We start from the raw sequence: 26,912 nt of genomic DNA, 5'->3' as shown, positions 1-26,912 counted from the left end.
GCACCACAGTAGCGAGCGTCGTGACCGGTCCCGCGACGAGAGCTTCGTCAGGCGGAGCAGCGCGCTCAGCGCTTTTCCTTGATCTTCGCCTTCTTGCCACGCAGTTCGCGCAGGTAGTAGAGCTTGGCGCGACGCACGTCACCGCGGGTCACGACATCGAGGTGATCGATGTTGGGCGAATGCACCGGGAAGGTCCGCTCGACGCCGACGCCGTAGCTCTCCTTCCGCACGGTGAAGGTCTCGCGGATACCGCCGCCCTGGCGACGGATCACGACACCCTTGAAGACCTGGATGCGCTCCTTCGAGCCCTCGATCACCTTCACATGCACGTTGACGGTGTCGCCGGGGCTGAAGGTCGGGATGTCGTCGCGCAGCGACGCCTGATCGACGAAGTCCAGCGTGTTCATCGGTGACACTTCCTTGTTGTTCGCGGCTCCGGACGAGCGTGCACATGGCGCGCAGCCGAAGCTATTTTCGGGTGTATCGGGGTGTATCTCGCAGCGGAACGCGGACAAGCCGGCCCAGTCCTGCGCAGACAACTGCTCAATTGTGCCAGATGGGTGCCCATACCGTGAAATCCGGCGAGTCGCAGCCCCCCATCAGCACCGACTCCGGCAGCATACTTCGAGCACGACTACGCACGCGAGCCACGAGGCGAACGGTTAGGCTTCACCCACCGATGTGCCGGTCCTGCAGAGCCCATCGGATTTTGTTGACGGTTCAAGGAGGACCATGCGACGGCGGCCGTCGAAGCTGAGGATGGCGAGCGCAGCCGGCGTGACGGCAGTGGTCGCGATGGCTGTCGTAACGGTCGGCTGCGAGGCCCGGGTCTATGGGACTCCCCCGGCCCCCGCCGGCGCGCCGCAGCTGACCGTCGTCGTCCCGCAGGGCAGCATGGCTCCGCTGCCCGAGGCGCCGCCCGGCGAACCCACCGCCGCATTCATGGGGCTCGCGGACCGCGCGCAACTGGCCACCGACACCGCCGCGGACGCCGGCGCCGAGATCACCCTGCTGGTGCTCGACCGCAACACCGGCCAGCTGGTGTCCAACGGAAATGAGACCACCATCGCCATCGCGTCGGTGGCCAAGTTGTTCATCGCCGATGATCTGCTTCTGCAGGAAGCCAAGGGACAGACCGTCCTCAGCCCCGAGGACCGCGAAAACCTCGACGTGATGCTGAGATCCTCCGACGACAGCGCCGCCGAGGTCTTCTGGAACCGCAGTGGCGGAAGCGCGATCGTCAACCGGGTGACCGCCCGCTACGGCCTGGAATCGACCCGGCCGCCGAACGACGGGCGGTGGTGGAACACCATCAGCACCGCGGCTGATCTGGTGCGCTACTACGACATGTTGATGAACGGCAGCGGCGGTCTTCCCGCAGAACAGGCCAATGTCATCCTGTCCAACCTGGCTCAGTCCACTCCGAACGCCATCGACGGCATGCAACCGGGCGGGGTCTACCCCCAGCGATTCGGCATCCCCGAAGGCCTTTACGCCGAGCCGGTCGCGGTCAAGCAGGGCTGGATGTGTTGCATCGGTTCGGATTGGATGCACCTGTCGACCGGCGTGATCGGCCCCGACCGCCGCTTCATCATGGTGATCGGCTCACTGCAGCCTACGGACGCCGCCACCGCGCGCGACACCATCACCGACGCCGTGAAGACAATGTTCCCCGGCGGGCGGATCTAGGACTCCTCGAGCAAATCCGGCCGGCGCTCGCGGGTGCGTTGCAGCGACTGCTCATGGCGCCACGCCGCCACCTTGGCGTGGTCCCCCGACAGCAGTACATCGGGCACGTCGAGCTCACGCCAGGTCTGCGGCCGGGTGTAGCTCGGCCCCTCAAGCAGGCCGTCGGAATGCGAATCCTGTTGGTGGGATGCGGGATTGCCCAACACGTCGGGCATCAGCCGGACCACCGCCTCGATCATCACCAAGGCCGCCGACTCGCCGCCGTTGAGGACGTAGTCGCCGATGGAAACCTCTTCGACCCGCATCCGGCGCGCCGCGTCGTCGGCCACCCGCTGGTCGATCCCCTCGTATCGTCCGCAGGCGAACACCAGGTGAGATTCCGTACTCCAGCGTTCGGCGACAGCTTGGGTGAACGGACGCCCCGCCGGGGTCGGTACGACCAGAAGTGTCTCCTCGGAACAAATTTCGTCGAGCGCCTCACCCCACACCGGCGCTTTCATGACCATTCCAGGACCCCCGCCGTACGGTGAGTCATCCACCGACCTGTGCACATCGTGGGTCCAGTTCCGCAGGTCATGTACGGCCACGCTGAGGATTCCGGCGTCGATCGCCTTGCCCGGCAACGACTGCCGGATGGGATCGAGGTAGGCCGGGAAAATCGTGACGACATCAATACGCACAGTTGCGCACCTTCTAGACCAGGTCCAGGTTCAGCAGACCGTCTGGAGGATCGATGACGACGGTTCCGGTTTCCCGGGATACCGAGATGACGATGGCACTGACGAACGGAATCAACACTTCGCGGCCGTCAGCATCGGCCTTGACCGCCAGCAGCTCGCCGGCCGCGGTGTGCAGTACCTCGCGCACCGCACCCACCGCGGTGCCGTCAGCCGTGACGACCCGCAGGCCTTCGAGTTCGTGGTCATAGAACTCGTCGGGATCGTCGATCGCGGGCAGATCGGCGGTGTCGACGATGAACACCGTGCCACGCAGCTCGTCGGCCGCATTGCGATCGGCGACACCGGCCAGACGAATCAGCAGCCGACCGGCGTGATCACGCACGGACTCGACTGAGAAAGTACGCTCGGCACCTCCCTTGGCGCGGCCCCGAAGGGCCACGCCAGGGATGAACCGCGCGTCGGGGTCGTCGGTACGGACCTCGACGACAACCTCACCGGAAATGCCGTGAGCTTTGACAACCCGCCCGACAACCAGGTCCATGGATCCGACGCTACTGGTCGGTGTCCACCACGTCGACGCGGATACCGCGCCCACCGATGCCTGCGACCAGGGTCCGCAGTGCAGTGGCGGTGCGGCCACCGCGGCCGATGACCTTACCCAGGTCATCGGGGTGCACGTGCACCTCGACGGTCCGCCCACGGCGGCTGGTGACCATGTCGACGCGTACGTCGTCGGGATTGTCCACGATGCCGCGGACCAGGTGCTCGACGGCGTCGACCACGACAGAACTCACTGCGTTACTCAGCTCTCGCTTGCGGCTTCGCCGGCAGCGGCCTCGGCGGCAGGTGCCTCAGCCTCGGCGCCGGTGGCCTCGTCCTGCTGATCCTTCTTAGGGGCCTTCTTCTTCTTGGGCGTGACGGCCGCAGCACCGGTGCCGCTCTCCGCCTCGGCCAGTGCCGCGTTGAACAGCTCGAGCTTGGACGGCTTGGGCTCCTTGACCTTCAGCGTGCCCTCGGCACCCGGCAGGCCCTTGAACTTCTGCCAGTCACCGGTGATCTTCAGCAGGGCCAGCACCGGCTCGGTGGGCTGGGCGCCGACACCCAGCCAGTACTGCGCGCGCTCCGAATCGATCTCGATCAGGCTCGGCTCTTCCTTGGGGTGGTAGCGGCCGATGACCTCGATGGCGCGGCCTTCGCGGCGGGTGCGCGCGTCGGCGACAGCGATGCGGTACTGGGGGTTGCGGATCTTGCCAAGCCGGGTGAGCTTGATCTTGACAGCCATGTTTGAGACTTCTCCTCTATGTCACGCTGCAATTCGGCGATGCGGGCGGAATTGCCCGATCCGGTTTTGCCTTACGTGTGTGACCGCCGCACAGCGCATTGAACGAGTCGCGCGGCAGACAGCCGCCAATTGTGCCAGAGCAGGCAGTATTGGCCAAAATCGCGCCGGTTCAGACGACACGTCGCCGGAGGCGACTCAAACCACCTTGTCGAAACACTTGGTCTCGACGCGGCGACTCATCCGCCAGCCGTCGGCAGTCCGGACGAACTCGTCCTCGTACCAGAGCCCGCAGAACAACACCTGTTGCTCCAACCCCGGCAGCACCATCGGGTTGAAGCAGATGGTGCGGGACGAGGCTTTGTCCCCGTCGATGCGCACATCGAAGTTGCCGAGCATGTGCGCGTAGGCCGGGAAGTTCGGCAGCACCTCGGCCAACCACGCCTTGACCTCCGGAAACTGGCCGTCGATACCGCCCATTGCCCGGTAGTCGATGTAGGCATCAGAAGTGAACACCGCATCGAGGTCATCGAACAGTCGACGGTCTATCGCCGTGGAGTAGTCAATCAACAACTGCTGGATCTCCAAGCGATCCGAAATCTCGGCCAGGCTCAACATGTCTCGATTCAACACGATCAAGGCGACTAGGCTGGCCCGCCATGGGGAGGTTCGTCAGGTTCTCTGTTGGAGCGACGGTCGCAATTGCCGCCGCGCTGATCCCGCTCTCGTCCGTGATCGGCGCCGCGCCCACGGCCAGAGCCGATATCGAAGTGCAGCAGGTCGGATCCGCACCCATCCCGGACGGTCCCGCGCAAGGCTGGGTGGTCGCCGATCTCGACACCGGCCAGGTGCTGGCCGCCCGCAACGAGAACGCCCGTTACGCGCCGGCGAGCACGATCAAGACGCTGCTGGCCCAGGTGGTGCTCGATGAGGTGCCGCTGGACTCCACGATCGTCGCCGACGACGCCGATACCCGGGTCGAGTGCAACTGCGCCGGCGTCGCGCCTGGACAGACCTACACGGCGCGCCAATTGCTGGAAGCGGCACTGCTGGCATCGGGCAATGACGCCGCCACCACCCTGGCGCGAATGGTCGGCGGCCCCGAAGCGGCCGTGACCAAGATGAACGCCAAGGCGGCGGCACTGGGGGCGAACAGCACCAATGTGGTCACGCCGTCGGGTCTGGACGGGCCGGGCATGCCGTTCTGGTCGACGCCGCACGACATGGCGACCATCTTCCGCGGGGCGATGGCCAACCCGGTCTTCGCGCAGATCACCGCAATGCCCTCGACCACGTTCCCGACCAAGACCGGCGATCGGGTCCTGGTCAACCAGGACGAACTGCTGCAGCGCTACCCCGGCGCCATCGGCGGCAAGACGGGCTTCACCGACATCGCCCGGAAGACCTTCGTCGGCGCCGCTCAGCGCGACGGCCGGCGTTTGGTGGTCGCGATGATGTACGGGCTGGTCAAGGAGGGGGGCCCCACCTATTGGGATCAGGCCTCGACACTGCTGGACTGGGGTTTCGCTCAGGACCATTCGGCCAGCATCGGGTCGCTGTAGCGCTGCGTACCGGTCCGATATCTGAAGGAAACCTGACCGTGCGCGCACCGAGTCCAACGCTGCGTAGCGTCGGCGCTCGTGCGAAGACTGTTCGTGATGGCGGTGCTCGCCCTCGGTACGGCGATGACCGCTGCCACCGTCTGGGCCCCGCCGGTCACCGCGCAGCCGAGTGTTCAGCCGGCAGGCGCCCAGATTCCCGAAGGACCGGCCAAGGCCTGGCTGGTCGCCGATATGGACACCGGCCAGGTCCTGGCGTCCAAAGATCCCAACGGCTCGTACGCCCCGGCCAGCACCATCAAGCCGCTGTTGGCGATGGTCGTGCTCGACCACCTTCGGCCCGATAACTTCGCGCGGGCCAACGAGTCGCACACCAAGGTCGAATGCTCATGCGTGGGCCTCAAACCGGGCCAGCCGTACACCACCCGCCAACTGCTCGAGGCGCTGCTCATGGTGTCGGGCAACGATGCGGCGAACATGCTCGCCGACATGCTCGGCGGTCAGCCCGCAACGGTGGCGGCGATGACGCGCAAGGCGGCCAGCGTCGGCGCCCGCAACACCCGGGCCTCCTCGCCGTCGGGCCTCGACGGCCCCGGCTGGGAAACCGTCACCACCCCGCACGACCTCGCGGTGATCCTGCGGGCGGCGCTGAACTACCCGCTGATCGCACAGATCATGCGCCAACCGTCGGCCCAGTTCCCGGGTAAGACCCTGACCAACCAGAACGAGCTACTGGCGCGCTACCCCGGCGACATCGCCGGCAAGACCGGGTACACCGATCTCGCCCGCAAAACGTATGTCGGTGCAGCCCAACGCGGTAACCGACGTCTGGTCGTGGTCCAGATGTACGGCACCGGCGATCTGTACGGCCAGGCGACCGACTTGTTCGACTACGGCTTCTCGCACTGACCGCGGACGCCGGCGGTAAAAGGTAGGGCCCCACCGGGACTCACACCAAACTAAGGTAACCCTAAATTCGCGTGGTGTGCCCGCGCGCGATGAGGGGAGCCGATGTGTCCGACCGTGAGTTCTCGTTGGTGGTCGCCTATGGCACCGACATGGGCAACGCCGAGGACGCTGCCATGTCGTTCGCCGAAGCCACCACGGCCGCCGGAATCCCCGCCGAGGCCGTCGAACTCAACCAGGTTGAACTCGGCCATCTCACGACCACAACGCATTTCATCGTGGTGACGTCGACCTTCGGCGACGGCGAGTTCCCTGACACGGCCACGTTGTTCTGGGAGGCGATCAGCGCCTCGGCCGAGCGGCTGGAGCACATGAGTTTCGCAGTGCTCGCCCTCGGAGACACGTCCTACGAATTGTTCTGCAACGCAGGGAAACTCCTCGACGCGCGGCTGGAAGAGCTCGGCGCAACCCGACTGACCGACCGGGTCGACGTCGACGGGTACTACGAAGAACCCGCCGCTGCCTGGACCACCGACCTCGTCAAGCAGCTCACCGCCGCCCAGACCGGACCCGGCACCACAGCCATCACCGTCGCCGAAAACCCCCCGGCCGATCCCCCGCACCGCGGCCAGGAGCGCAACCACCCCTTCGCGGCACCCCTGACGGTCAATCGACTGCTCACCTCGACGGAATCCGACAAGGAGGTTCGCCACTACGAGCTCGACCTCACCGGTTCCGGGATCGCCTACCAGGCCGGCGATTCGCTGGCCGTCCACGCAGTCAATGATCCTGATCTGGTCGCGGCGATCCTGACCGAACTCAAAGTGGGCCCCGAGCACCGCGTCGCCGGAACCGATGAGACATTGGGGGTTCTGCTCACCGAGCAGCTCGAGATCCGCACACCCTCACGCGCACTGCAGGAGTTGGCGGGCCCCGCCGCCTACGGCGAGGATGTCCTCGATCTCATCAGGCGCGCCGACCTCACCGTCGATGAGGTCGTCGATACGTTGCGCCCGTTGCAGTTCCGCGACTACTCGATCGCCTCAAGCCCCCTGGTGCACCCCGATCGCGTGCACCTGACCGTGGCCACGGTGCGCTACCCCGCAGGCGACCGCCGACACGGGGGCGTGGCGTCGACCTACCTGGCCGAGCGCACCCAGACCGTTCGGGTACACCTGCGCCCCAACCATCATTTCCGGCTGCCTGCCGCCGAGGTGCCGATCATCATGATCGGGCCGGGCACCGGTATCGCACCGTTCCGCGCCTTCCTGCAGGAGCGGCAGGCCGCCGCCGCATCGGGCCGGTGCTGGCTGTTCTTCGGGGACCGGCGCCGGGCCACCGACTTCCTCTACGGTGAGGAGCTGACGGGATTCGTCGAGTCCGGCATACTGACCCGGCTCGATGTGGCATTCTCCCGCGATCAGGACACGAAAGTGTATGTGCAGCAACGTATGCGGGAGAACGCAGCCGAGCTGTTCGCCTGGTTGCAAGACGGTGCCCACCTCTATGTGTGCGGTGACGCCGACCGCATGGCCAAGGACGTCGACGCCACTCTGCACGAGATCGTCGCCGAGAGCGGCGGTATGGACGCCGGCGCCGCGCACGCCTATGTCAACGACCTGATCAAGACCCACCGCTACCTGCGGGACGTCTACTAGGGCTCTCCGCGCGATGTGTGCACCTCAGGTAACGGTGGGCGTTACGGCAGGTGCACAAATCACCGGGGCCGCGGCCGGTCAGTACACCCGGCCGCGCAGGATCACCAGATCCGGGTGGCTGACCCCACCGTGACGTGGATCCTCGGTATAGCAGACCAGGTCCGCTGACGCCCCGTGCTCCAGCACTGGCCGGCCGAGCCAGGCCCGGGCATCCCAGCTGGCCGCCCCCAACGCGGCGGTGGGACTCATCCCGATGCCCTTGAGCGCCTCGATCTCGTCGGCGATGCGGCCGTGGGCGATCATCCCGCCGGCGTCGGTGCCCGCGAAGATCGGCACGCCCGCCTCGTGGGCCGCGCCGACCCGGCTCCGGCAGGACGCGTAGAGATCGCGCATGTGCTTGGCGTACGCCGGGTACTTGCCGGCGCTGTCGGCGATACCGGGAAAGTTCTCGATGTTGATCAAGGTCGGTACCAGCGCGGTGCCGTGGTCGAGCATCAATTCGATGGTGTCGTCGGTGATCCCGGTGCCGTGCTCGATGCAGTCGATGCCGGCCTTGATGAGCCCGGGCAGGGCATCCTCGCCGAACACGTGCGCGGTGACCCGGGCACCCTCGGCGTGGGCCGCGTCGATCGCAGCCTTGAGAATGTCGTCAGACCACAGCGGGGCCAGGTCGCCGATCCCCCGGTCGATCCAGTCGCCGACCAGCTTCACCCAGCCGTCGCCCCAGCGGGCCTGCTGGGCCACCGCGTCGGGCAGCTGCGACTCGTCCTCGACATCGAAGGCGATTCCGTGCCCGTAACGCTTGGGCCGGGCGATATGCCGGCCGGCCCGGATGATGCGCGGCAAGTCGTCGCGCTCGTCGAAGCTCCGGGTGTCCACCGGTGAACCGGCATCCCGCAACAACAGTGCGCCGGCATCGCGTTCGGTCTCGGCCTGTGCCACCGACTCGTCCAGTGACACCGCGCCACCGGGCCCCAGCCCCACATGACAGTGCGCGTCGACCAGGCCGGGGATGATCCAGCCGCCGTCAAACACGGTGTCGGCGTTGACAATCGGCTCCGCTGACAGCACGCCCCGGTCCACCCACCACTCGACGGGTTCACCGTCGGGCAGACCGCGTCCCCGGACGTGGAGCGCGTGCACCGAACTACTTCTGGCCGGGGAACTTCAGCTTCGACAGGTCGAAATCGGCCAGACCGGGCGGCAACTCGTCCAGTCCCTTGGGCATGTTGGACAGGTCCGGGAAGCCGGCCGGCATCCCGGCACCCATCGGGTTCCGCGGTGGGGTCGGTCCACGCCCCTTCTTCTTGCCGGCCTGCTTGTTCTTGCCCTTGGCAGCCTTGCGTGGCGAATTCTTGCGGCCGAACGGCATCCCCATCTGGCCGGCCATCGACGACATCATCTTGCGCGCGTCGAAGAACCGGTCGACCAGAGAATTGACCTCCGATACGGTCACACCGGATCCGTTGGCGATGCGCAGCCGACGCGAGGCGTTGATGATCTTCGGATCGGCCCGCTCAGCCGGGGTCATGCCACGGATGATGGCCTGCACCCGATCCAGCTGCTTGTCGTCGACCGCGGCCAGCGCGTCCTTCATCTGGCCCGCCCCGGGCAGCATGCCCAGCAGGTTGCCGATCGGACCCATCTTGCGGATCGCCAGCATCTGCTCGAGGAAGTCCTCCAGCGTCAGTTCACCGGAGCCGATCTTGGCGGCGGCCTCCTCGGCTTTCTGCTGGTCGAAGACCTGCTCGGCCTGCTCGATGAGGGTGAGCACGTCGCCCATCCCCAGGATGCGGCTGGCCATCCGGTCGGGGTGGAAGACGTCGAAGTCTTCGAGCTTCTCCCCCGCGGAGGCGAACAGGATCGGCACGCCGGTGATCTCGCGGACCGAAAGGGCCGCACCACCGCGGGCGTCGCCGTCGAGCTTGGTCAGCACGACGCCGGTGAAGCCGACGCCCTCGCGGAATGCCTCGGCGGTGGCGACGGCGTCCTGACCGATCATGGCGTCGAGCACGAACAGGGTCTCGTCGGGCTGCACGGCGTCCCGGATGGCCGCGGCCTGGCCCATCAGCTCGTCGTCGATGCCCAGCCGGCCCGCGGTATCGACGATGACGACGTCGAAGTGCTTGGCCCGGGCCTCGGCCATACCGGCTGACGCGACCGCCACCGGATCGCCGTGGCCACCGATCTCCAGGCCGTCGGGCGAGGTGCCCGGGTGCGGGGCGAAGGAAGCCACCCCCGCGCGCTCGGCGACGATCTGCAGCTGGTTGACCGCACCGGGACGCTGCAGGTCACAGGCCACCAGCAACGGGGTATGACCCAGTCCCTTAAGCCATTTCGCCAGCTTGCCGGCCAGCGTGGTCTTACCGGCGCCTTGCAGGCCGGCCAGCATGATCACCGTCGGCGGGTTCTTGGCGAAGTTCAGCTGACGCGTCTCGCCGCCGAGGATGCCGATGAGCTCCTCGTTGACGATCTTGACCACCTGCTGCGCGGGATTCAGCGCAGCCGACACCTCGGCACCCTTGGCGCGATCCTTGATGCGCGCGACGAAGGCACGCACCACCGGCAACGAGACGTCGGCCTCCAGCAGGGCCAACCGGATCTCGCGCGCCGTGGCGTCGATATCGGCGTCGGTCAACCGACCCTTGCCGCGCAGGCCCTGCAGGGCTCCGGTCAACCGGTCAGACAGGCTCTCAAACACGTGGTAAGCCTAGCGGCCCGGGATTTGTGGCTGCGGCCGCGACCTGCTGCCTGTCGCGTCCAGCGCCCAGCAGATCAGGCAAGACAGCACGAATGCACCCACGTGAAGGGCCCATGACTTGATCCACCAGGAATCGTTGACGATGACATCGATCGGCAGCGACCGCTGAATCCACTGCACGACAGCACCGCACGCCACAGCCGCGATCAATCCGGCTACCCAGATGCCGTTGCGCCTGCGTGCCATCCCCCAGGCAGCGACATAGCCCACCAGGACCAGCACCGGGACAGTGACCAGTACCCACGCCGGCAGGGTGATCGGAGCCCGAGGAAGACCGTGTGAGTCCGGAACGAGCGAAAGCCGGTAGAGATAGAAGTCCACCCCCGCTAGCGCCAAGTCGACCAGAGCCGCGACCAGGACGATTGCCAGCACAGCACGCCGGCGGCCTCGTCGGGCCCAGCTGACGACGACGACCACGTAGTACAGCGCGAGGACGGTTGCCAATACCAACGACGCCACATCCGCCGACCATCCATCGAGCCAGGCTCTCCGGAACGACCGCGAGCCGGCGTAGAAGATCGCGATCGTCGGAAGTATCAGCAGAGCGCTGATGAGGATCTGCCCGCCGGGAGGGATCCGCTCCGCCGTCGGTGGTGAAGTCGGGATCGGTCCGGGCGCGCCATATCCGAACTGAGGCGGAGCACCGTATCCGTACTGAGGTGGCGCGCCGAACCCGTCTCCGTACCCCCGTAATTCGTCACGCGGGCAATCATGACCTATCGAGGTGGATCAGCTGGCGTGCTCAGCTGGTTTGGCCGGCTTGGCCGGCGGCGGCGCGGGCAGGATCGCGAACATGTCGCGCTCCAGTTCCTCGCGGAACGCGGCCCGTCTCGCCTCGTCGGCGGCCAGCGCCGGTGCGGTGATGCAGAACACGTCGACCACCGAGGAGCCCAGCGTGGTCACCTTCGCCCAGGAGATATCCACGCCGTCCCGCTCGAACACCGCGGTCAGCCGCGCCAACAGGCCGGCCCGGTCGATCGTGCGGATCTGGACGATCAGGTCTTCTGGCGCGGTGCCGGGCGACCACAGGATGCGCGGCGGGGCGGGCACGTGGTTGGCAGGCACCGAGGCCAGGATCTCGCCGGCCCGGGTGGTCGGATGCTGGGCAGCCTCCTGGTCGCGCCGCTCCAGCGCACCGATCACGTCCAGTTCGCCCTCAAGCGCCAGGATGAACTGCTGACGCAGCAGTTCGGCAGCTGGTGGCGCACCGAAGTGCGGGGACACCGCGAACGTGTTGATCGCCGAGCCCTCGTGGCTGTTGACCGATGCCGAATGGACCCGCAGGGTATTCAACGCCAGTACGCCGGCCGCCTTGGACAGCAGGCCGCGCCGGTCCGGGGCGATCATCGTCACGTTGTAGATGTGCGGGCCGTCGCCCGGCGTGAGTTCGACATGGATACCCGCGTCCGCCGCCAGTTCCATGAACCGCGGCTCGATGGGATCGGGCTGCGGCAGCGGTTCGCCCGCCATCACCAGCCGGCACCGCCTGACCAGGTCACCGATCAGCGATGCCTTCCAATCTCCCCACACCCCCGGCCCCGTGGCCAGTGAATCGGCCTCGGCGAGGACGTCGAGCAGCTCCAGCAGCACCATGTCCCCGCCGAGAGCGTCGGCCACCGCGTCAATGGTCTTGGGGTCCTGCAGATCTCGTCGCGTCGCGGTGTTGGGGAGCAGCAGGTGGTAGCGGACGATCTTCGACAGCACCTCGATGTCGGACGGCCACAGACCCAGCCGTGTGCCGATCTGCGTCGCCAGCTCTGCACCGATCACGCTGTGGTCACCGCCGCGGCCCTTGCCTATGTCGTGGCACAGCGCGCCCAGCAGCAGCAGATCCGGACGTGACACCCGCGTGGTGAAAGCACCTGCCCGCGAGACGGTTTCAACGAGGTGGCGGTCGACTGTCCAGGTGTGCACCACATCCCGCGGAGGCAGGTCTCGCACCGCACCCCACTCCGGGAACAGTCGGCCCCACAGGCCGGTACGGTCCAGAGCCTCGATGGTGGCGACCGCCGCAGGTCCGGACGCGAGCAATACCAGTAGGTCCTTGAGCGCCTCATGCGGCCACGGGGTACGCAGTTCCGGTGCGGTTTCGGCCAGTCTGCTCAACGTGGACACCGCCATCGGTAGCCCGGTACTGGCCGACGCGGCCGCGACCCGCAGGATCAGGCCCGGATCACGTTCCGGCCGGGCATCGCGGGCCAGGATCACCTCGCCGGCGTACTCGATCACGCCTTCGTCGAGCGGGCGGCGCACGGGACGGCGCAGAGCGGCAAAGCCGCGCCGCGGCAGGGCGTTGGCGGCGGTACGAATCCCGGAATCGACGTAGTAGCTGACCGTGCGCGCGGCATCAGAGAGCGTGCGGGCCAGGTCGAATCGGTCCCCGATCCGCAAGGCCGCACCGATCTCGTCTGCATGCTGGGCCAACAGCAGTTCCCGGCCCCGACCGGAGACCCGGTGCAGCTCGGTCCGGACGTTCAGCAGCGCCAGGTGCGCATCGCCCAGGGTTCCGGTCGGCGAGGCCAGCGCCCGACTCGGATACACGTCGGCCAGTTGCGCGATCGCGAGCGCGTTGAGCAGTTGAACGTCCCGCAGGCCACCCCGTCCCGACTTCAGGTCCGGTTCGGCACGGTGCGCGATCTGGCCGCTGCGCTCCCATCGCGCCTGCGCATGCTCGACGAGTTCGTCGAACCGCGAGGCGATTCCGATCCGCCATTGCCGACGCCCCCCGCCGACCAGGAGCGCCGACAGGTCGGCATCGCCGGCGATATGACGCGCGTCGAGCATCGCCAGACCCACCGCGATGTCCTCACCGGCCACCTTGAGCGCTTCGGGCACGGTACGCACACTGTGATCGATACGAATATTGGCGTCCCACAAGGGATACCAGAGTTTCTCTGCGACCTCGGAGACGAGTTCGGCGGGCATGTTGTCATGCAGCAACGTGAGATCGAGGTCGGAATACGGCAGCATCTCGCCGCGGCCCAGACCACCTGTGGCGACGATCGAAAATCCGCTGGTGGCCGTGATCCCGATCTCGGTAGCCTTTGTGACGAGCCAGAATTCGTGCAGATCGAGCAATGCGTTCCGCAGTGCGGCAGCATCGAGCTGACGCGATCCCCCGGAGAGCAACTGTTGGGTGGCCGCGGCCAGATCGCTGGCGGGCCGTGACGGCGCCGCCGGAGCCTCCCGAGGAGAGGCCCCGGCGGATTCTGGGCTGTTCTCTGTCATTTCGACTCCTCCCCGGCCGATCACCGGGTAGTGCTCACGCGATTGCTGGCCGGGGAGAAGACGTCTCGCTGGACGCTCCGACTACAGCGCGTCAGCTCCCCGCTCACCGGTACGCACCCGAACCACGGTGTCGACCGGGCTGACCCATACCTTTCCGTCGCCGATCTTGCCGGTACGTGCGGCCTGCACGATGACGTCCACGACCTTGTCGACCGCGGAATCGTCGACAACGACCTCCACCCGGACCTTCGGCACGAAATCGACGGAGTACTCAGCACCGCGGTAGACCTCGGTGTGCCCCTTCTGACGGCCATAACCCTGGACCTCGCTGACCGTCATTCCGAGAATGCCGGTTTGCTCCAGACCTGTCTTGACGTCCTCCAGCGTGAACGGCTTGACGATCGCAGTGATCAGCTTCATATTTCCTTATTCCTCCCCGCCGTGACGACCAAGAACAGAACCGGTTCCGACAGCGACGAAGTCGTAAGCGCTCTCTGCGTGCTCGGACTCGTCGATACCGGATGCTTCCTCTTCTTTGTCCAGGCGCAGGCCCACGGTGTATTTGACAATCAACGCCAAGATAGCGGTACCCACCGCCGAATAGAGCAGAACAGCACCGGCCCCGATCGCCTGTCGCCACAGCTGATCGAAGCCGCCGCCGTAGAGCAGACCGGCAACCGCGGCAGGCGCTTCCTTGGTCGCCACCAGGCCGACCATCAACGTGCCCACGATGCCGCCGACCAGGTGTACGCCCACGACATCGAGCGAATCGTCGAAGCCGAACCTGAATTTGAGCCCGACAGCCAGTGCACACAGCACACCGGCAGATGCACCGATCGCCAATGCGCCCACCACATTCACCGAGGAGCAGGACGGCGTGATGGCCACCAGTCCCGCAACGATGCCCGATGCGGCACCAAGGGAAGTGGCGTGTCCGTCGCGAATGCGCTCGGTGAGCAGCCAGGCCAGCATCGCCGTCGCGGTCGCCACCGTGGTCGTGATGAATGTCGAACCGGCAGTTCCGTTCGCCGACACCGCAGAACCCGCGTTGAAGCCGTACCAGCCGAACCACAGCAGGCCCGCGCCGAGCATCACGAACGGCAGATTGTGTGGTCGCATAGGCGTACTGGGCCAGCCGATCCGCTTGCCGAGGATGATCGCCAGGACCAGACCCGCGGTGCCCGCATTGATATGCACAGCGGTGCCGCCGGCGAAGTCAATTGCCTTGAGCTGGTTGGCAATCCAACCGCCATGGTGAATAACGGTCTCGCCGTCGGAACCCTTGACGTCGAAGTCGAAGACCCAGTGCGCGACCGGGAAGTAGACAACGGTCGCCCACAGCGCGGCGAACAGCAGCCAGCCGCCGAACTTGATGCGGTCGGCGACCGCGCCGGAAATCAGTGCGACGGTGATGATCGCGAACATCAGCTGGAAGCCGACGAACACGCTGGCCGGGATCGTCCCCGCGAGCGCGATAGGTGCATCGGCCGAGCCGTTCGCCCCGATCAGCCCCTTGAGTCCGAAGAACTGTGCCGGATTGCCGACCACGCCGGCGGTGTTGTCACCAAAAGCCATCGAATAGCCGTACAGCGACCACAGCACGGTCACGACACCCATCGCACTGATGCTCATCATGATCATGTTGAGCACGCCTTTGGCACGCACCATGCCGCCGTAGAAGAAGGCCAGACCCGGCGTCATCAACAGCACAAGTGCGGCACTGGCCAGCATCCATGCCGTGTCACCGGTGTCCGGCGCACCCAGTATCGGGAATTGCTCCACTCGCAGTTTCCTCCTTCACCACACCACGGCCGCAAGGATTTACGACCATTGACCTGGTCCAAGACAATGCTGAGTGGATGTTTCAGCTACGACGCTGTTGCGTTTCGCTCGTGTGAACGGATAGGCAGGCTGCGTTTCGCCGGTGTTACACCGTGCGTTTCCCTGGGTTTTTCAGCCGGTTTCTCAGCCCAGAAGGGCGTCGACGAAGGCCCCGGGCTCAAACGGCGCGAGGTCATCGGGCCCTTCGCCGAGACCGACGAGCTTGACCGGGACACCGAGTTCCTGCTGGACCCGGAACACAATCCCGCCCTTCGCGGTGCCGTCGAGCTTGGTCAGCACCACCCCGGTGATGTCGACGACCTCGGCGAACACCTTGGCCTGCGGCAGGCTGTTCTGGCCAATGGTGGCATCGAGCACCAACAGCACCTCGTCGACGGCGGCACGCTTCTCCACCACCCGCTTGACCTTGCCGAGTTCGTCCATCAGGCCGGTCTTGGTGTGCAGGCGGCCCGCGGTGTCGATCACGACGACATCGGCACCGGCGTTCAGATCTTCTCGCGTCCTGCGCCGGGCCCAAAGACCTGGAAGCAGGGTTGGCCGTGGACACCCAGGTCAACGACACCGTTGCCACGCATCGCACCCGATTCCGCGGCTTTGACACCCTGCGGCAATTGCCCGGCGACGCCATCGATCAGATGGAAACGATATGAAGCACTCACATGGCGAAGTCCGACCGAACTGGCAGCTGTTCCTCTCTGCGCTGCAGAGCAACCAATCCGGCGAGGGGACGATGGCCGATCTGCTTCATTTCAGCGGCGCGGCAGATCTGCTTGTATGTCGCACTCTGCCCACAGCGCAGCTGCCGTGCGATCGGCTTCCTGTATGCCGCTGTCGAAGTCGACAGTCACGACGAGAAGCTCCGACCGGCCAGCCTCACCCACCCGACCCGCCTGAGCGATCGTTGTCGCATCGGGCGCAATGACCTTGCTCTTACCTAGCAGGTCACCGCCGCATTGGTTGACCATCACCCACCATTGCCCGTTGACCAAGGCATTGGCCGGGTACAACACGTCCCACCAAGTCTCGGCCCCAACCTCGTAGGCAGATGGCTGGATGACGATCCGAGCGCCGAGGTTGCGCAATTGGCGGACGTAAGCGGGATGGTCGCCATCGAAGCAGATGCTCAGCCCGACTGTGCCGATACCGTCGATGTGTAGGACCGTGGGTTCATGGCCGGCCGAGTAGACCTTGTCCTCACCATGTGGTGTGTACAGGTAAACCTTGCGGTGGGTCGCCGCGAGCCGACCATCAGGCCCGTAGACCACCGCCGTGTTGTAGAGGACTCCATTATCGAGTTCGGGCACCGTCCCCGCGAACAGCCAGATGCCATGGGCGGCCGCTGCGGCTGACAACGCCTGGCCCCGAGGTCCTTCCAGCGATTCGGCGGCCGCTTCGGCCTGTCGAGCGGAGGTCTCCGGGTCACTCCCGTACGGCCACGATTCCGGCAGCACGACGAGATCGCAGCCTCGGTCGGCGAGTTCGCCGATGAATGCCACGGCATCGCGCAAGTTCTGTTCAAGCTCATTATCCGCAGGCAGCCACTGGGCGATTCCGATGGTGCAGGTGCCAGTCATTAGCGGATTCTCCTATTCGGTGGCCCTTGCCCACAGAACCGGAGCGAAGGTGCACAGCGACTATCGCTGCATGTTAAGCGCCCGGTCAAGAAGCTAATTCTGATGCAATAGACCGATTTCCCAGATCCACGGCCTTTTGAAGTTCCGCGTGGTGGCGCGGAGCCTCTGGTGTGGTCGGCGGGCCAACCGTGGCCGACGCCCTCTGCCGGGAACGGCAACGGCGGATCGATTTTGGAGATGTAGTACATCGAATATATGCGCTGTACAGATGTTTCCGGTGGCTGAATCATGGAGCCAACGAACGAGTCTGTCTGAGCAGTGGAGGTTTGGGGATGTCGAGCCAAGAGACCGAGGTTCTCATCGTCGGCGCGGGTCAAGCTGGTATCGCGATGAGTGAGCACCTCAGTTTGCACGGTGTGGGGCACCTCGTTGTGGAGCGCGACCGGATCGCCGAGCGCTGGCGGTCCTGGCGGTGGGATTCCCTGGTGGCGAACGGGCCCGCCTGGCATGACCGATTTCCGGGTCAGGAGTTCAGCATCGATCCCGATGCGTTCGCCGGAAAAGAACAGGTCGCGGACTACCTCGTCAGATACGCGGAGAAGATCGACGCACCGATCCGTACCGGCGTCGAGGTAACCTCGGCACGGAAGAACAACGGCCGGCCAGGGTTTCGCGTAGAAACGTCGGACGGAACAATCGAGACACGCTATGTCGTGGCCGCAACCGGAGCATTCCAGAAGCCGGTCATTCCGCCGGTCGTCCCCGAGGACTCCGGAATCCACCAGATTCACTCCAGCGCTTACCACAACCCGCGACAGCTGCCCGACGGTGCCGTCCTGGTGATCGGTGCCGGGTCGTCCGGGGTGCAGATCGCCGAAGAACTCCAGCAGTCAGGGCGTCAGGTCTACCTCGCGGTGGGGCCGCACGACCGGCCGCCCCGCAGCTACCGCGGTCGCGACTTCTGTTGGTGGCTAGGAGTTCTCGGCAAGTGGGATATGTCGGCGCCGCCGCGGGGCGCCGAGCATGTGACCATCGCGGTCAGCGGAGCACACGGCGGTCACACGGTCGATTTCCGGTCCCTGGCCGCCAGCGGAATCACCCTCCTCGGCATGGCGGGCCCGTTCGACGACGGCGTCATGCGCTTCGCGCCCGACCTGCGCGACAACATCGAGAGCGGTGACGCGAACTACCTGTCCATGCTCGACGAGGCCGACGCCTACATCACCCGCAACGGTCTCGACCTGCCAGAAGAGCCGCAGGCCCGCATCCTCGGCCCCGACCCGGACTCCATGGCCAATCCCCTCCTCGAACTCGACATTGCCCCTGCCGGTATCACCTCGATCATCTGGGCGGTCGGCTTCGCGTTCGACTACGAGTGGCTGCAGGTCGACGCGTTCGACGAGAACGGCAAGCCGCGCCACCAACGTGGTGTGTCCTCGGAGCCCGGCGTCTACTTCCTGGGGCTCCCGTGGCAGTCCCGGCGCGGATCGAGCTTCATCTGGGGTGTGTGGCATGACGCCAAATACCTCGCCGACCAGATCGCCATCCAACGCAGCTACCTCGCCTACCCGGGCTAATTCGTCTGCCCGCCAACCCCTTCAGAAAGGAACGCTGATCATGGGACCAACCCACACGCGGATCCGGCCCTTCAACACCAAGGACACCTACCCGGAACAGGACCTCGACAACGACCTGTGCCAGGCGGTCGTCGCAGGCGGAGTGGTCTACCTAAGGGGCCAGATCGGCCAGGATCTCGACACGCGGGAATCGGTGGGCATCGGCGACGTCGCGGCTCAAACCGAGAAGGCGATGAGCAACATCGAGATGCTCCTCGACGAGGCTGGTAGCTCGCTGCACGACATCGTCAAGGTCACCGTGTACCTCACCGACATCCGATACCGCGAAACCGTGTACCGGATAATGGGTCGCTGGCTCAAGGGCGTCCACCCGGTCTCGACCGGGTTGGTCGTCGAGGCACTCGCGCGCCCCGAATGGCTCGTGGAAATCGACGCCACCGCAGTCATCAGCGAGTCGACGGACACCGAAAGATGACGTTCTCCCTCGTTGCACGGGACCCCGCCACCGCCGCATTCGGCATCGTGATCTGCTCGTCGAGCCCCGCGGTAGCGGCACGTTGCGCACACGCCCGGGCGACCGTCGGGGTGGTCGCGACGCAGAACGTCACCAACCCGGCGCTCGGTCCCCGCTTGCTCGAAGCGCTCGCCGGCGGTTCCGATGCCGACGAGGCACTCAAAGCCACATTGGCACAAGAACAATTTCCGGACTACCGGCAGCTGACCGTCGTCGACATCCACGGCAACACCGCAGTGCACTCCGGGCCACACAGCCTGGGCGTGCACATCCACGTCCAGGGGGATCAAGCGGTGGCCGCAGGCAATCTCCTCAACGACGAGAGGGTAATCGCAGAGCTGCTAGCCGGCTACGCCGACAGCACCTCGGGGGCCTTCGAAGAGCGCCTGCTCGACGGCCTGCGGGCAGCACTCGCCGCCGGCGGCGAAGCGGGCCCGGTGCACTCCGCAGGTCTGCTTGTGGTGGAGGATGTTCCGTGGCCGGTGACCGACCTGCGGGTCGACTACGCCGACGATCCGGTGGACGATCTGGCCGGACTGTGGCAGCTGTGGAAGCCGCAGAAACAGGACTATCGAGTACGTGGCGTCGACCCGACCCGCGCACCGTCCTACGGCGTGCCGGGTGACCAGTGACAACCATCGACACGGTGACAGCTGCGGGTGTCGCCGCCGCGCACCCGCAACTGATCCAGCTATCCCGCAACCTCTACGACCACCCCGAAACCGCATGGGAAGAGGTGCGATCAGCGCAACGGGTCGCCGGACAGCTGTCGGACAACGGGTTTGACGTCACCGAACACTACTGCGGCCTGGACACCGCCTTTGCCGCACGGATCGGCAGCGGCAACCTGCACATCGCGCTGTGTGCCGAATACGATGCGCTGCCCGGCCTCGGGCACGCGTGCGGCCACAACCTGATCTCGGCGATCACCGTCGGTGCCGCACTCGCACTGGCGCCCGTCGTCGACGACCTCGGCCTGACGCTGACGGTGATCGGCACCCCCGCCGAAGAAGGTGGCGGCGGCAAAATCGAACTGCTGGAACGCGATGGATTCAGAGGTCAGCACGCTGCCGCGATGCTGCACCCCGGCCCGCTAGACGTGGCTCGGGCACAGCCATTTGCCGTGTCGCACAGCCACATCGAATACGCCGGAAAGTCCGCGCACGCCGCCGCCTACCCGGAGCGAGGCATCAACGCCGCCGACGCGTTCACCATCGCACAGGTGGCCATCGGACTACTGCGGCAACAGCTGCCCTCCTCCGTGCGAGTGCACGGCATGATGACCCGCGGCGGGGAAGCACCGAACGCGATCGCCGAACGCACCGAAGGACGCTGGTACGTGCGCGCCGAGACGCTCGCCGAGCTCGCCGAGGTCGAGCCCCGGGTCATGCGCTGTTTCGAAGCGGGTGCGCTGGCCTCCGGCGCCGAACTCACAGTCTCACCAGAGTCGAAGCCGTACGCGGAATTCCGCACCGACGAGGAACTTCTCGCCTGCTACGAACAGCGCGCGGCGGCCGCCGGTCGGAGGTTCAGCTCAGGGCCCGACACCATGATGGCGCGCGCGTCCACCGACATGGGCAACGTCTCCCAGACCCTTCCCGCCATTCATCCCTACATCGGCATCGACTCGCTGCCGGCGGTCAACCACCAACCCGAGTTCGCCGCCGCCACCATCACCCCCGCAGCCGAAACCGCCATCGCACAGGGTGCGCTCGCCCTGGCCGGCACGGTCGTCGACGCCGCCTCCCAAACCCACATTCGTCGCCGCTTGCTCACCGGAGTGAATCCTTGACCGCTCAAACGGACCATCCCAGCACACGCATCGAGCATGATCTGCTCGGCGACCGAGAGGTTCCAGCCGACGTCTACTACGGTGTGCACACAGCGCGCGCGCTCGAGAACTTTCCCATCAGCGGGGTACCCATCTCGCGGCACAGTGACCTCGTCGTCGCCCTCGCCTCGGTGAAACAGGCCGCCGCGGAAGCCAATCAGCAACTCGGACAACTCGATACCGAGATCGCCGAGGCGATCATCGCGGCCTGCATCGAGATCCGCGGTGGAGCACTGCACGATCAGTTCGTCGTCGACCAGATCCAGGGCGGGGCCGGAACGTCGACCAACATGAACGCCAACGAGGTGATCGCCAACCGCGCGCTAGAGATCCTCGGCCACGGTCGCGGCACTTATCACGTCGTTCACCCCCTCGAGCACGTCAACCTCGGGCAAAGCACCAACGACGTCTACCCGACGGCCGTGAAAATCGCCCTCGGGACCGCGACCCGCTCCCTGGAGCGGGCCCTGCGCGGGCTTGTCGAGCGCTGCAGCACAAAATCTCTGGAGTTTGCCGACATGCTCAAGCTCGGCCGCACCCAGCTACAGGATGCGGTGCCGATGACGCTCGGCCAGGAGTTCGGTGCGTTCGCGGTCACCATCGGCGAGGACGCAGACCGCATCAACGAAGCCTCGGCACTGATCGCCGAGATCAACCTGGGCGGCACCGCCATCGGAACCGGACTCAACACACACCCGGCATACGCGGCGATGGTCTGTGACCGACTCCGCCACATCACCGGCCTGCCGCTGATCACCGCCGGCAACCTCGTCGAGGCCACCTCCGACGTCGGCGCATTCGTGCAGCTATCCGGTGTCACCAAGCGCGCCGCGGTGAAGCTGTCGAAAATCTGCAACGACCTGCGGCTGCTGTCCTCGGGCCCGCGCGCCGGCTTCGGCGAGATCAACCTCCCGCCCGTGCAGGCCGGCTCCAGCATCATGCCGGGCAAGGTGAACCCCGTCATCCCGGAAGTAGTGAACCAGGTCGCCTTCGAAGTTATAGGCAACGACCTCACCATCACCTTGGCTGCCGAGGCAGGACAACTGCAGCTCAACGCCTTCGAACCGATCATCGCCCGCGCCCTGCTGTCCTCGCTGCGCCACCTCACGGCCGCGGTGGACGTTCTGGGCGAGCGCTGTATCCAGGGCATCACCGCCAACCCCGACCGCATGCGCGATGCGGTGCTGCAATCAGCCAGTATCGCCACCGCACTCAACCCGGTCCTCGGATACGAGGCCACCACCGCACTCGTCGCCGAAGCCATCGCCACCGGTGCCTCCATACCGGATCTGGTACGACGCGAAGCACTCATCGACGACGCAGTCCTGGCGCGCGTGCTCAGCCTCGAAAATCTGTGCCGGCCCAACGATTCCAAAGCGATGAGCGATACCGGGGCAACACCCGACAAGCAGCTGTTTTGAGCGCTTCAGGCGCTACTGAGGTTGTTGCGATCAGCGAAGATGGCGCGCGCGGCCGCAGCGACGGCGCGCGCGCGTGCGGTGGTACGCACCGACTGCAGTTGGGCCAGCACGATCGGTAGTCCCGGGAGGTCGTCACGGATGGAGACGGTGCTCACCTCGCCTCCGTCGTAAGTCCCCCGGTGCGCCGGGATCTGATTGAGGATCGAGAACCCGTGCCCCCGCGCGACCAGCCCTCGGACGGCCTCGTAGCTGGCCGAGCGGTACCGGATGTTAGGCGTCACACCGGTTTTCGCAAGCAACGACTCAAAGTAGTCCCGGCTGTCGGGAAGGTCGAGCAAGACCATCGGCTCATCGGCGAGCTCGGTCAACCGAACGGATTTCCGTTTCGCCAGCCGATGTTCGGGCGGCAGCGCTACGTAGGGTGCTGCGACACCTAGATGCTCGACGTCGACACCGGCTCCGAGTGCCAGTTCGTACGTGAGCGCCAACTCCGCGGTGCCGTTGCGCAGAACGGTCCGTACGGCGTCAGCGGACGTCTCGATGACTTCGACCTCGAGGTCGGGATGGCGCTCGCCGAGGTCGGACAGCAGACGTGGCAACACGAATGGGGCCAGGGTGACGAAGCAGGCCAGCCGCACCGTTCCGTGCACCTGGTCGACGCGGCCGCTGGCGCCGTCTAGGACCTCGTCGAGATGTGCCAGCAGGGCCCGGGTATCGCGCAGCATCTCCTCGCCGGCCGCGGTCAGGGCCAGGCCGCGGGCCCGGTGCCGGATGAACAACTGCGTGCCGATCTGATGCTCGAGTTGGCTGATGGCGGCCGAGACCGCCGACTGTGCGATGTGCAACTCGCCGGCGGCCTTGGTCATGGACGAATAGGTGGCAGCTTTCACGAAGTATCGAAGCTGGGTGAGCGTGACGTCGGAACGTCGGCGCATTCTGAAACTCCCTACCGCGTCGGGGAGTACCAGCATTACAGCTGGACGGCTTGCTTTCCAAAGGTGGTCGTGACTATGGACGGCATGTGACTACTTCCGGGTCAGTTGGGGCCTGGCGTCCAGGCGGATCAGCCCGGGTGCGGTGCGGGCTATGGCGATGTATGCCAGTGCGCTGACGAGGAGGCCCACCAGCCAGGCGATGTCGATACTGCCCATCGCCTCGGCGAGAGCGCCGGTGTAGAAGGGGGTGGACATGAACGGGATTTGAGCGAGCACGCCGATGGCAAAGACCAGTAATGCGCCGGTGTTCCAGCGGCCGTATCGTCCGCCGTCGGCAACATAGAACTCTTCGACGGCGTAGGAGCCGTGTCGGATGACATAGAAGTCCACCAGATTCACCGCCGACCATGGAATCAGCACGTAGAGCAGGACGGACAAGAAGCTGAAGTAAGAGGAGGCGAAGTTAGTGGCTGCGGCCAGGGCCAATGCCACGCCCAGCACGTGCAGCACCAGCGAGGTGTTCAGCCGCGCACGGACGCCAGGGCGCCATCCGGAGCGGAAAGTCTCCACGAAGGTCAGCGCGCACAGGACGGAACAGTATGCGTTCACCGAGTTGCCGGCAGCCGCGACCAGGGCAAAGCCGATCAGCACCACCGCGCCCAGCACCGGGCCCAGGATGCCGTTGAGACCGGCCATGGTGTCCGCCGCGTTGACCGCCAGCCCAACGCCAGCGCCCAGAATCATCAGGAGCGCACTGGAGATCACGCAACCCAAGTAGGTGCCCCAGAACGCGCCGCGCACGCCCGAGTCGGCAGGCATGTAGCGCGAGTAGTCCGAGACGTACGGGGCGTAGGTCAACTGCCAGACGACGCCGATGGCCAGCATCGCGAAAAAGCCGGTCCAGGTGAACTCGCCGCTGCTGATGTGCGCCCAGAAGTCGCCGCTGGCCAGCAGGGCGACGAAGGAGACGATGACCAGTGCACCAACGATGTACCCGCCAAGCGCGGTCACCTTGCGAACCAGGTTGTAGCCGAACGCGGCGATGATGAAGCTAAACACGGCGCAGCCGATGATCAGCGCGTTGCCACTGGCGCCGGGAACCAGCGCGGTGATCGACTCGGCGGAGACGATCAGGTTCGAGGAGAAGTACCCGACGAACATCACGATTGCGACCAGCACGATGAGGCTGGCACCCCGGTATCCGAACTGGCCGCGGGCCTGCAACATCTGCGGGACGCCCAGCTGCGGGCCCTGCGCGGCATGCAGGGCCATGCCAATGCCGCCGATCGCGTGGCCCAGCAGGATCACGATCACCGAGGTGAGCAGTGGCAAACCGAGCAGTGTGGTGGCGGTAGCACCGGTGACTACCGTCAGCGGGGTCATGTTCATGCCGAACCAGATGGTGAACAGTTCCCGGGACCGCCCGTGGCGGGCATCCGGCGGGATCGGCGCGATGGATTCCCGTTCAATCTCGAAAAGTCGGGCTGCTAGCGCAGCGGGCATAGTGGTCTCCTCGAAGGTGTGCGGGTTACTGCAGGCGGCAGGTGAGTCCGATTGAATCCACGCTGAATCGCAACTGCTGTCGGCTAAGGCTAGGCAGGTGATGCACATCACGCCAAGCATCGATAATGTATGCGCTGCATCTGTTTTACAGATAACTGACTGCCGCATCGCAGAAGTGCGCCGTGGCACCGGTGAGCGAGGTGTTCCGACTTCCATCAGTCCGTCTCCGGAGTACGCGTCTTAGCCGGCCGTGGGAACGCGGCACCAACGAGAACACCGATGGACTTCTGCGCCAACGCTTTCCGAAAGCCAGAGATCTATCCGGGCACATCCGCACCGATCTCGCACGTGTTGAACACGCACTCAATCACCGACCCCGAGCAGTCCCTGACGATGCAGCCCCGCCCAAATTTCTACCCAGTTGCGAACCGCTCTGTTCAGCGGTCCGCGACGGTGGCGCGGTCGGCAGCTCGCCCCTCGCCGCATCGCAATACGGGCGTCTCCGCCGTATCGCCGACTCGACTACCCCAGAAGGGCGTCGACGAAGGCCCCGGGCTCAAACGGCGCGAGGTCATCGGGCCCTTCGCCGAGACCGACGAGCTTGACCGGGACACCGAGTTCCTGCTGGACCCGGAACACAATCCCGCCCTTCGCGGTGCCGTCGAGCTTGGTCAGCACCACCCCGGTGATGTCGACGACCTCGGCGAACACCTTGGCCTGCGGCAGGCTGTTCTGGCCGATGGTGGCATCGAGCACCAACAGGACCTCGTCGACGGCGGCACGCTTCTCCACCACCCGCTTGACCTTGCCGAGTTCGTCCATCAGGCCGGTCTTGGTGTGCAGGCGGCCCGCGGTGTCGATCACGACGACGTCGGCCCCCACCTTGACCCCCTCGTCGACGGCGTCGAATGCCACCGATGCGGGGTCGGCACCTTCGGCTCCCCGCACCACGTCGGCGCCCACGCGGGCAGCCCAGGTCTGCAACTGGTCGGCAGCCGCGGCGCGGAACGTGTCGGCGGCACCCAGCACGACGCGGCGACCATCGGCCACCAGCACCCGCGCGAGCTTGCCCACCGTGGTGGTCTTACCGGTGCCGTTCACGCCGACCACCAACAGCACCGACGGCTTGTCGGCGTGCGGCAGCGCCTTGATCGAACGGTCCAGCTCGGGTCGCAGCTCGGACATCAGCACCTCGCGCAGCACCGCACGGGCATCCGCTTCGCTGCGCACGCTCTTGCTGGCCATCCGCTCACGCAATGCCGCGACGACGGATTCGGTGACCACCGGGCCGAGGTCGGCGATCAACAGGGTGTCCTCGATGGCCTCCCATGAGTCCTCGTCGAGATCGCCGCCGCCGAGCAGCCCGAGCATGCTGCGGCCCAATGCGTTCTGGGATTTGGCGAGGCGGCCGCGCAACCGGTCCATCCGGCCTTCGGCCGGGGCGATGTCCTCGACAGCAGCGGCGACCGGATCGGGGGTATCGATCGGTTCGACGACAGGTTCCGGCTCGGCAACCACTTCCGGCTCGGCCGGTTTCTGCGGCGCGGCCGGCTCGGCCGGAGGTTCGGGCAGCTGAACATCGGAGATGGTGCGCTTGGGTGCGTCCCGGGGAATGGTGGCGTCATCACCGACCGCGGGCAGCCCACTGGTGTCGATGCGCTCGACCGTCGCGGTGCCCGACTGGCTGAACGTGATGCCCGAGGAAGCCGTGTAGCCGCCGGAACGGTCGATCGGTTTCGTCGCGTCACGCTCGGACAGGTTGATCCGCCGCCGCCGGTAACGCACCAACCCGACGGTGAGCGCGACGACAACGAGAACGGCGACGACCGCGATAGCGATCCACAGACCCAACAACGCACCTTCTGTCACGCCGTCATTGTCGCAGGGCAGCGGACCGGCAACGACCGGCCCCGTTCCCGGCCCGTGTCCGGCGAGGTCCGCACATGCCGATTCGG

25 protein-coding genes and 2 pseudogenes are annotated in these 26,912 nt (G+C 66.0%); 10 read left to right on the top strand and 17 right to left on the bottom strand.

Annotation, left to right across the window (positions count from 1 at the left end; translation table 11 throughout):
- Positions 1–65 precede the first annotated feature (65 nt).
- Positions 66–407: a 50S ribosomal protein L19 gene (rplS, locus tag ACWEFV_RS01065; protein ID WP_029111328.1), complete on the bottom strand. Its 342-nt coding sequence runs from the start codon at positions 405–407 to the stop codon at positions 66–68.
- 325 nt (positions 408–732) lie between these two features.
- On the opposite strand from rplS, the gene ACWEFV_RS01060 reads away from it, so the two are divergent.
- Positions 733–1,689, top strand: a complete 957-nt coding sequence (locus ACWEFV_RS01060; RefSeq protein ID WP_450068758.1) for a hypothetical protein — start codon at positions 733–735, stop codon at positions 1,687–1,689.
- On the opposite strand, the gene trmD is transcribed toward ACWEFV_RS01060, so the two are convergent.
- The 5 genes from trmD to ACWEFV_RS01035 form a co-directional block, all read right to left on the bottom strand.
- Positions 1,686–2,369: a tRNA (guanosine(37)-N1)-methyltransferase TrmD gene (gene trmD, locus ACWEFV_RS01055; RefSeq protein WP_135453623.1), complete on the bottom strand. Its 684-nt coding sequence runs from the start codon at positions 2,367–2,369 to the stop codon at positions 1,686–1,688. The two genes, ACWEFV_RS01060 and trmD, sit on opposite strands and share 4 nt — an antisense overlap.
- A 13-nt stretch (positions 2,370–2,382) precedes the next feature.
- Positions 2,383–2,910 carry a ribosome maturation factor RimM gene (rimM, locus tag ACWEFV_RS01050; RefSeq protein ID WP_135453622.1) on the bottom strand — a complete coding sequence of 176 codons (528 nt, stop codon included), beginning with the start codon at positions 2,908–2,910 and terminating at the stop codon, positions 2,383–2,385.
- Between the two features lie 10 nt (positions 2,911–2,920).
- The gene (locus ACWEFV_RS01045; protein WP_003881089.1) at positions 2,921–3,163 is read right to left on the bottom strand and encodes an RNA-binding protein; all 243 of its coding nucleotides are present in this window, start codon (positions 3,161–3,163) and stop codon (positions 2,921–2,923) included.
- 8 nt (positions 3,164–3,171) lie between these two features.
- The gene (rpsP, locus tag ACWEFV_RS01040; protein ID WP_135453621.1) at positions 3,172–3,651 is read right to left on the bottom strand and encodes a 30S ribosomal protein S16; all 480 of its coding nucleotides are present in this window, start codon (positions 3,649–3,651) and stop codon (positions 3,172–3,174) included.
- Positions 3,652–3,846: 195 nt separating this feature from the next.
- On the bottom strand, positions 3,847–4,266 hold the full coding sequence (locus tag ACWEFV_RS01035; RefSeq protein ID WP_450068757.1) for a nuclear transport factor 2 family protein: 420 nt from the start codon (positions 4,264–4,266) through the stop codon (positions 3,847–3,849).
- Between the two features lie 41 nt (positions 4,267–4,307).
- Here ACWEFV_RS01035 and ACWEFV_RS01030 point away from each other — a divergent pair, with 41 nt between their 5' ends.
- The 3 genes from ACWEFV_RS01030 to ACWEFV_RS01020 all read left to right on the top strand — a co-directional run bounded on the left by ACWEFV_RS01030 (position 4,308) and on the right by ACWEFV_RS01020 (position 7,771).
- The gene (locus tag ACWEFV_RS01030; RefSeq protein ID WP_450068756.1) at positions 4,308–5,210 is read left to right on the top strand and encodes a D-alanyl-D-alanine carboxypeptidase family protein; all 903 of its coding nucleotides are present in this window, start codon (positions 4,308–4,310) and stop codon (positions 5,208–5,210) included.
- 78 nt (positions 5,211–5,288) lie between these two features.
- On the top strand, positions 5,289–6,116 hold the full coding sequence (locus ACWEFV_RS01025) for a D-alanyl-D-alanine carboxypeptidase (protein WP_450068755.1): 828 nt from the start codon (positions 5,289–5,291) through the stop codon (positions 6,114–6,116).
- A 149-nt stretch (positions 6,117–6,265) separates the two neighbouring features.
- A complete protein-coding gene (locus ACWEFV_RS01020) occupies positions 6,266–7,771 on the top strand; it encodes a diflavin oxidoreductase (protein ID WP_450069248.1) in 1,506 nt (501 codons plus the stop codon).
- A 78-nt stretch (positions 7,772–7,849) separates the two neighbouring features.
- Here the strand turns inward: ACWEFV_RS01020 and ACWEFV_RS01015 are convergent, their stop codons facing one another.
- From ACWEFV_RS01015 to ACWEFV_RS00980, 8 genes and pseudogenes are all read right to left on the bottom strand, one after another.
- Positions 7,850–8,914: a metal-dependent hydrolase family protein gene (locus tag ACWEFV_RS01015; protein WP_450068754.1), complete on the bottom strand. Its 1,065-nt coding sequence runs from the start codon at positions 8,912–8,914 to the stop codon at positions 7,850–7,852.
- 4 nt (positions 8,915–8,918) lie between these two features.
- On the bottom strand, positions 8,919–10,472 hold the full coding sequence (gene ffh / locus ACWEFV_RS01010; RefSeq protein WP_450068753.1) for a signal recognition particle protein: 1,554 nt from the start codon (positions 10,470–10,472) through the stop codon (positions 8,919–8,921).
- A gap of 9 nt (positions 10,473–10,481) precedes the next feature.
- Complete coding sequence (locus ACWEFV_RS01005) at positions 10,482–10,991, bottom strand: hypothetical protein (protein WP_450068752.1); 510 nt, start codon at positions 10,989–10,991, stop codon at positions 10,482–10,484.
- Between the two features lie 270 nt (positions 10,992–11,261).
- Entirely contained in the window at positions 11,262–13,760 is a 2,499-nt protein-coding gene (locus ACWEFV_RS01000) for a [protein-PII] uridylyltransferase (protein ID WP_450068751.1), read from the bottom strand.
- 81 nt (positions 13,761–13,841) lie between these two features.
- Complete coding sequence (locus ACWEFV_RS00995; RefSeq protein WP_003881099.1) at positions 13,842–14,180, bottom strand: P-II family nitrogen regulator; 339 nt, start codon at positions 14,178–14,180, stop codon at positions 13,842–13,844.
- Between the two features lie 6 nt (positions 14,181–14,186).
- The gene (locus ACWEFV_RS00990; RefSeq protein WP_167857796.1) at positions 14,187–15,542 is read right to left on the bottom strand and encodes an ammonium transporter; all 1,356 of its coding nucleotides are present in this window, start codon (positions 15,540–15,542) and stop codon (positions 14,187–14,189) included.
- A gap of 183 nt (positions 15,543–15,725) precedes the next feature.
- Positions 15,726–16,085: pseudogene (locus ACWEFV_RS00985) on the bottom strand (signal recognition particle-docking protein FtsY); the annotation flags it as partial.
- Between the two features lie 266 nt (positions 16,086–16,351).
- Positions 16,352–17,176, bottom strand: coding sequence for a carbon-nitrogen hydrolase family protein (locus ACWEFV_RS00980; protein ID WP_450068750.1), 825 nt, complete (start codon positions 17,174–17,176; stop codon positions 16,352–16,354).
- A gap of 332 nt (positions 17,177–17,508) precedes the next feature.
- Between ACWEFV_RS00980 and ACWEFV_RS00975 the strand changes: the two genes are divergently transcribed.
- Genes ACWEFV_RS00975 through ACWEFV_RS00955 form a run of 5 tightly spaced genes read left to right on the top strand, consistent with a single transcriptional unit; the run spans position 17,509 to position 22,519 of the window.
- Positions 17,509–18,753, top strand: a complete 1,245-nt coding sequence (locus tag ACWEFV_RS00975) for a flavin-containing monooxygenase (protein WP_450068749.1) — start codon at positions 17,509–17,511, stop codon at positions 18,751–18,753.
- 40 nt (positions 18,754–18,793) lie between these two features.
- The gene (locus ACWEFV_RS00970; protein WP_450068748.1) at positions 18,794–19,228 is read left to right on the top strand and encodes a RidA family protein; all 435 of its coding nucleotides are present in this window, start codon (positions 18,794–18,796) and stop codon (positions 19,226–19,228) included.
- Positions 19,225–19,899, top strand: a complete 675-nt coding sequence (locus ACWEFV_RS00965) for a DUF1028 domain-containing protein (protein WP_450068747.1) — start codon at positions 19,225–19,227, stop codon at positions 19,897–19,899. Before ACWEFV_RS00970 ends, ACWEFV_RS00965 begins: the two co-directional genes overlap by 4 nt.
- Positions 19,896–21,059 (top strand): M20 family metallopeptidase, encoded by a 1,164-nt coding sequence (locus ACWEFV_RS00960; protein WP_450068746.1) that lies wholly within the window; start codon positions 19,896–19,898, stop codon positions 21,057–21,059. Before ACWEFV_RS00965 ends, ACWEFV_RS00960 begins: the two co-directional genes overlap by 4 nt.
- Positions 21,056–22,519: an aspartate ammonia-lyase gene (locus ACWEFV_RS00955; RefSeq protein WP_450068745.1), complete on the top strand. Its 1,464-nt coding sequence runs from the start codon at positions 21,056–21,058 to the stop codon at positions 22,517–22,519. The genes ACWEFV_RS00960 and ACWEFV_RS00955 overlap by 4 nt, the downstream gene beginning before the upstream one ends.
- 5 nt (positions 22,520–22,524) lie before the next feature.
- Here the strand turns inward: ACWEFV_RS00955 and ACWEFV_RS00950 are convergent, their stop codons facing one another.
- Positions 22,525–23,454 carry a LysR family transcriptional regulator gene (locus ACWEFV_RS00950; protein ID WP_450068744.1) on the bottom strand — a complete coding sequence of 310 codons (930 nt, stop codon included), beginning with the start codon at positions 23,452–23,454 and terminating at the stop codon, positions 22,525–22,527.
- Positions 23,455–23,544: 90 nt separating this feature from the next.
- Entirely contained in the window at positions 23,545–25,077 is a 1,533-nt protein-coding gene (locus ACWEFV_RS00945) for a purine-cytosine permease family protein (protein ID WP_450068743.1), read from the bottom strand.
- A 128-nt stretch (positions 25,078–25,205) separates the two neighbouring features.
- Here ACWEFV_RS00945 and ACWEFV_RS00940 point away from each other — a divergent pair.
- A pseudogene (locus tag ACWEFV_RS00940) lies at positions 25,206–25,337 on the top strand (IS30 family transposase); the annotation flags it as partial.
- Positions 25,338–25,479: 142 nt separating this feature from the next.
- Here the strand turns inward: ACWEFV_RS00940 and ftsY are convergent.
- Positions 25,480–26,826: a signal recognition particle-docking protein FtsY gene (gene ftsY / locus ACWEFV_RS00935; protein ID WP_450069247.1), complete on the bottom strand. Its 1,347-nt coding sequence runs from the start codon at positions 26,824–26,826 to the stop codon at positions 25,480–25,482.
- Between the last annotated feature and the right edge of the window lie 86 nt (positions 26,827–26,912).

It is taken from the genome of Mycobacterium sp. NPDC004974 (assembly GCF_053600815.1).
The sequence above is the reverse complement of the archived record's forward strand: the minus strand, read 5'-3'. Positions and strand labels throughout refer to the sequence as shown.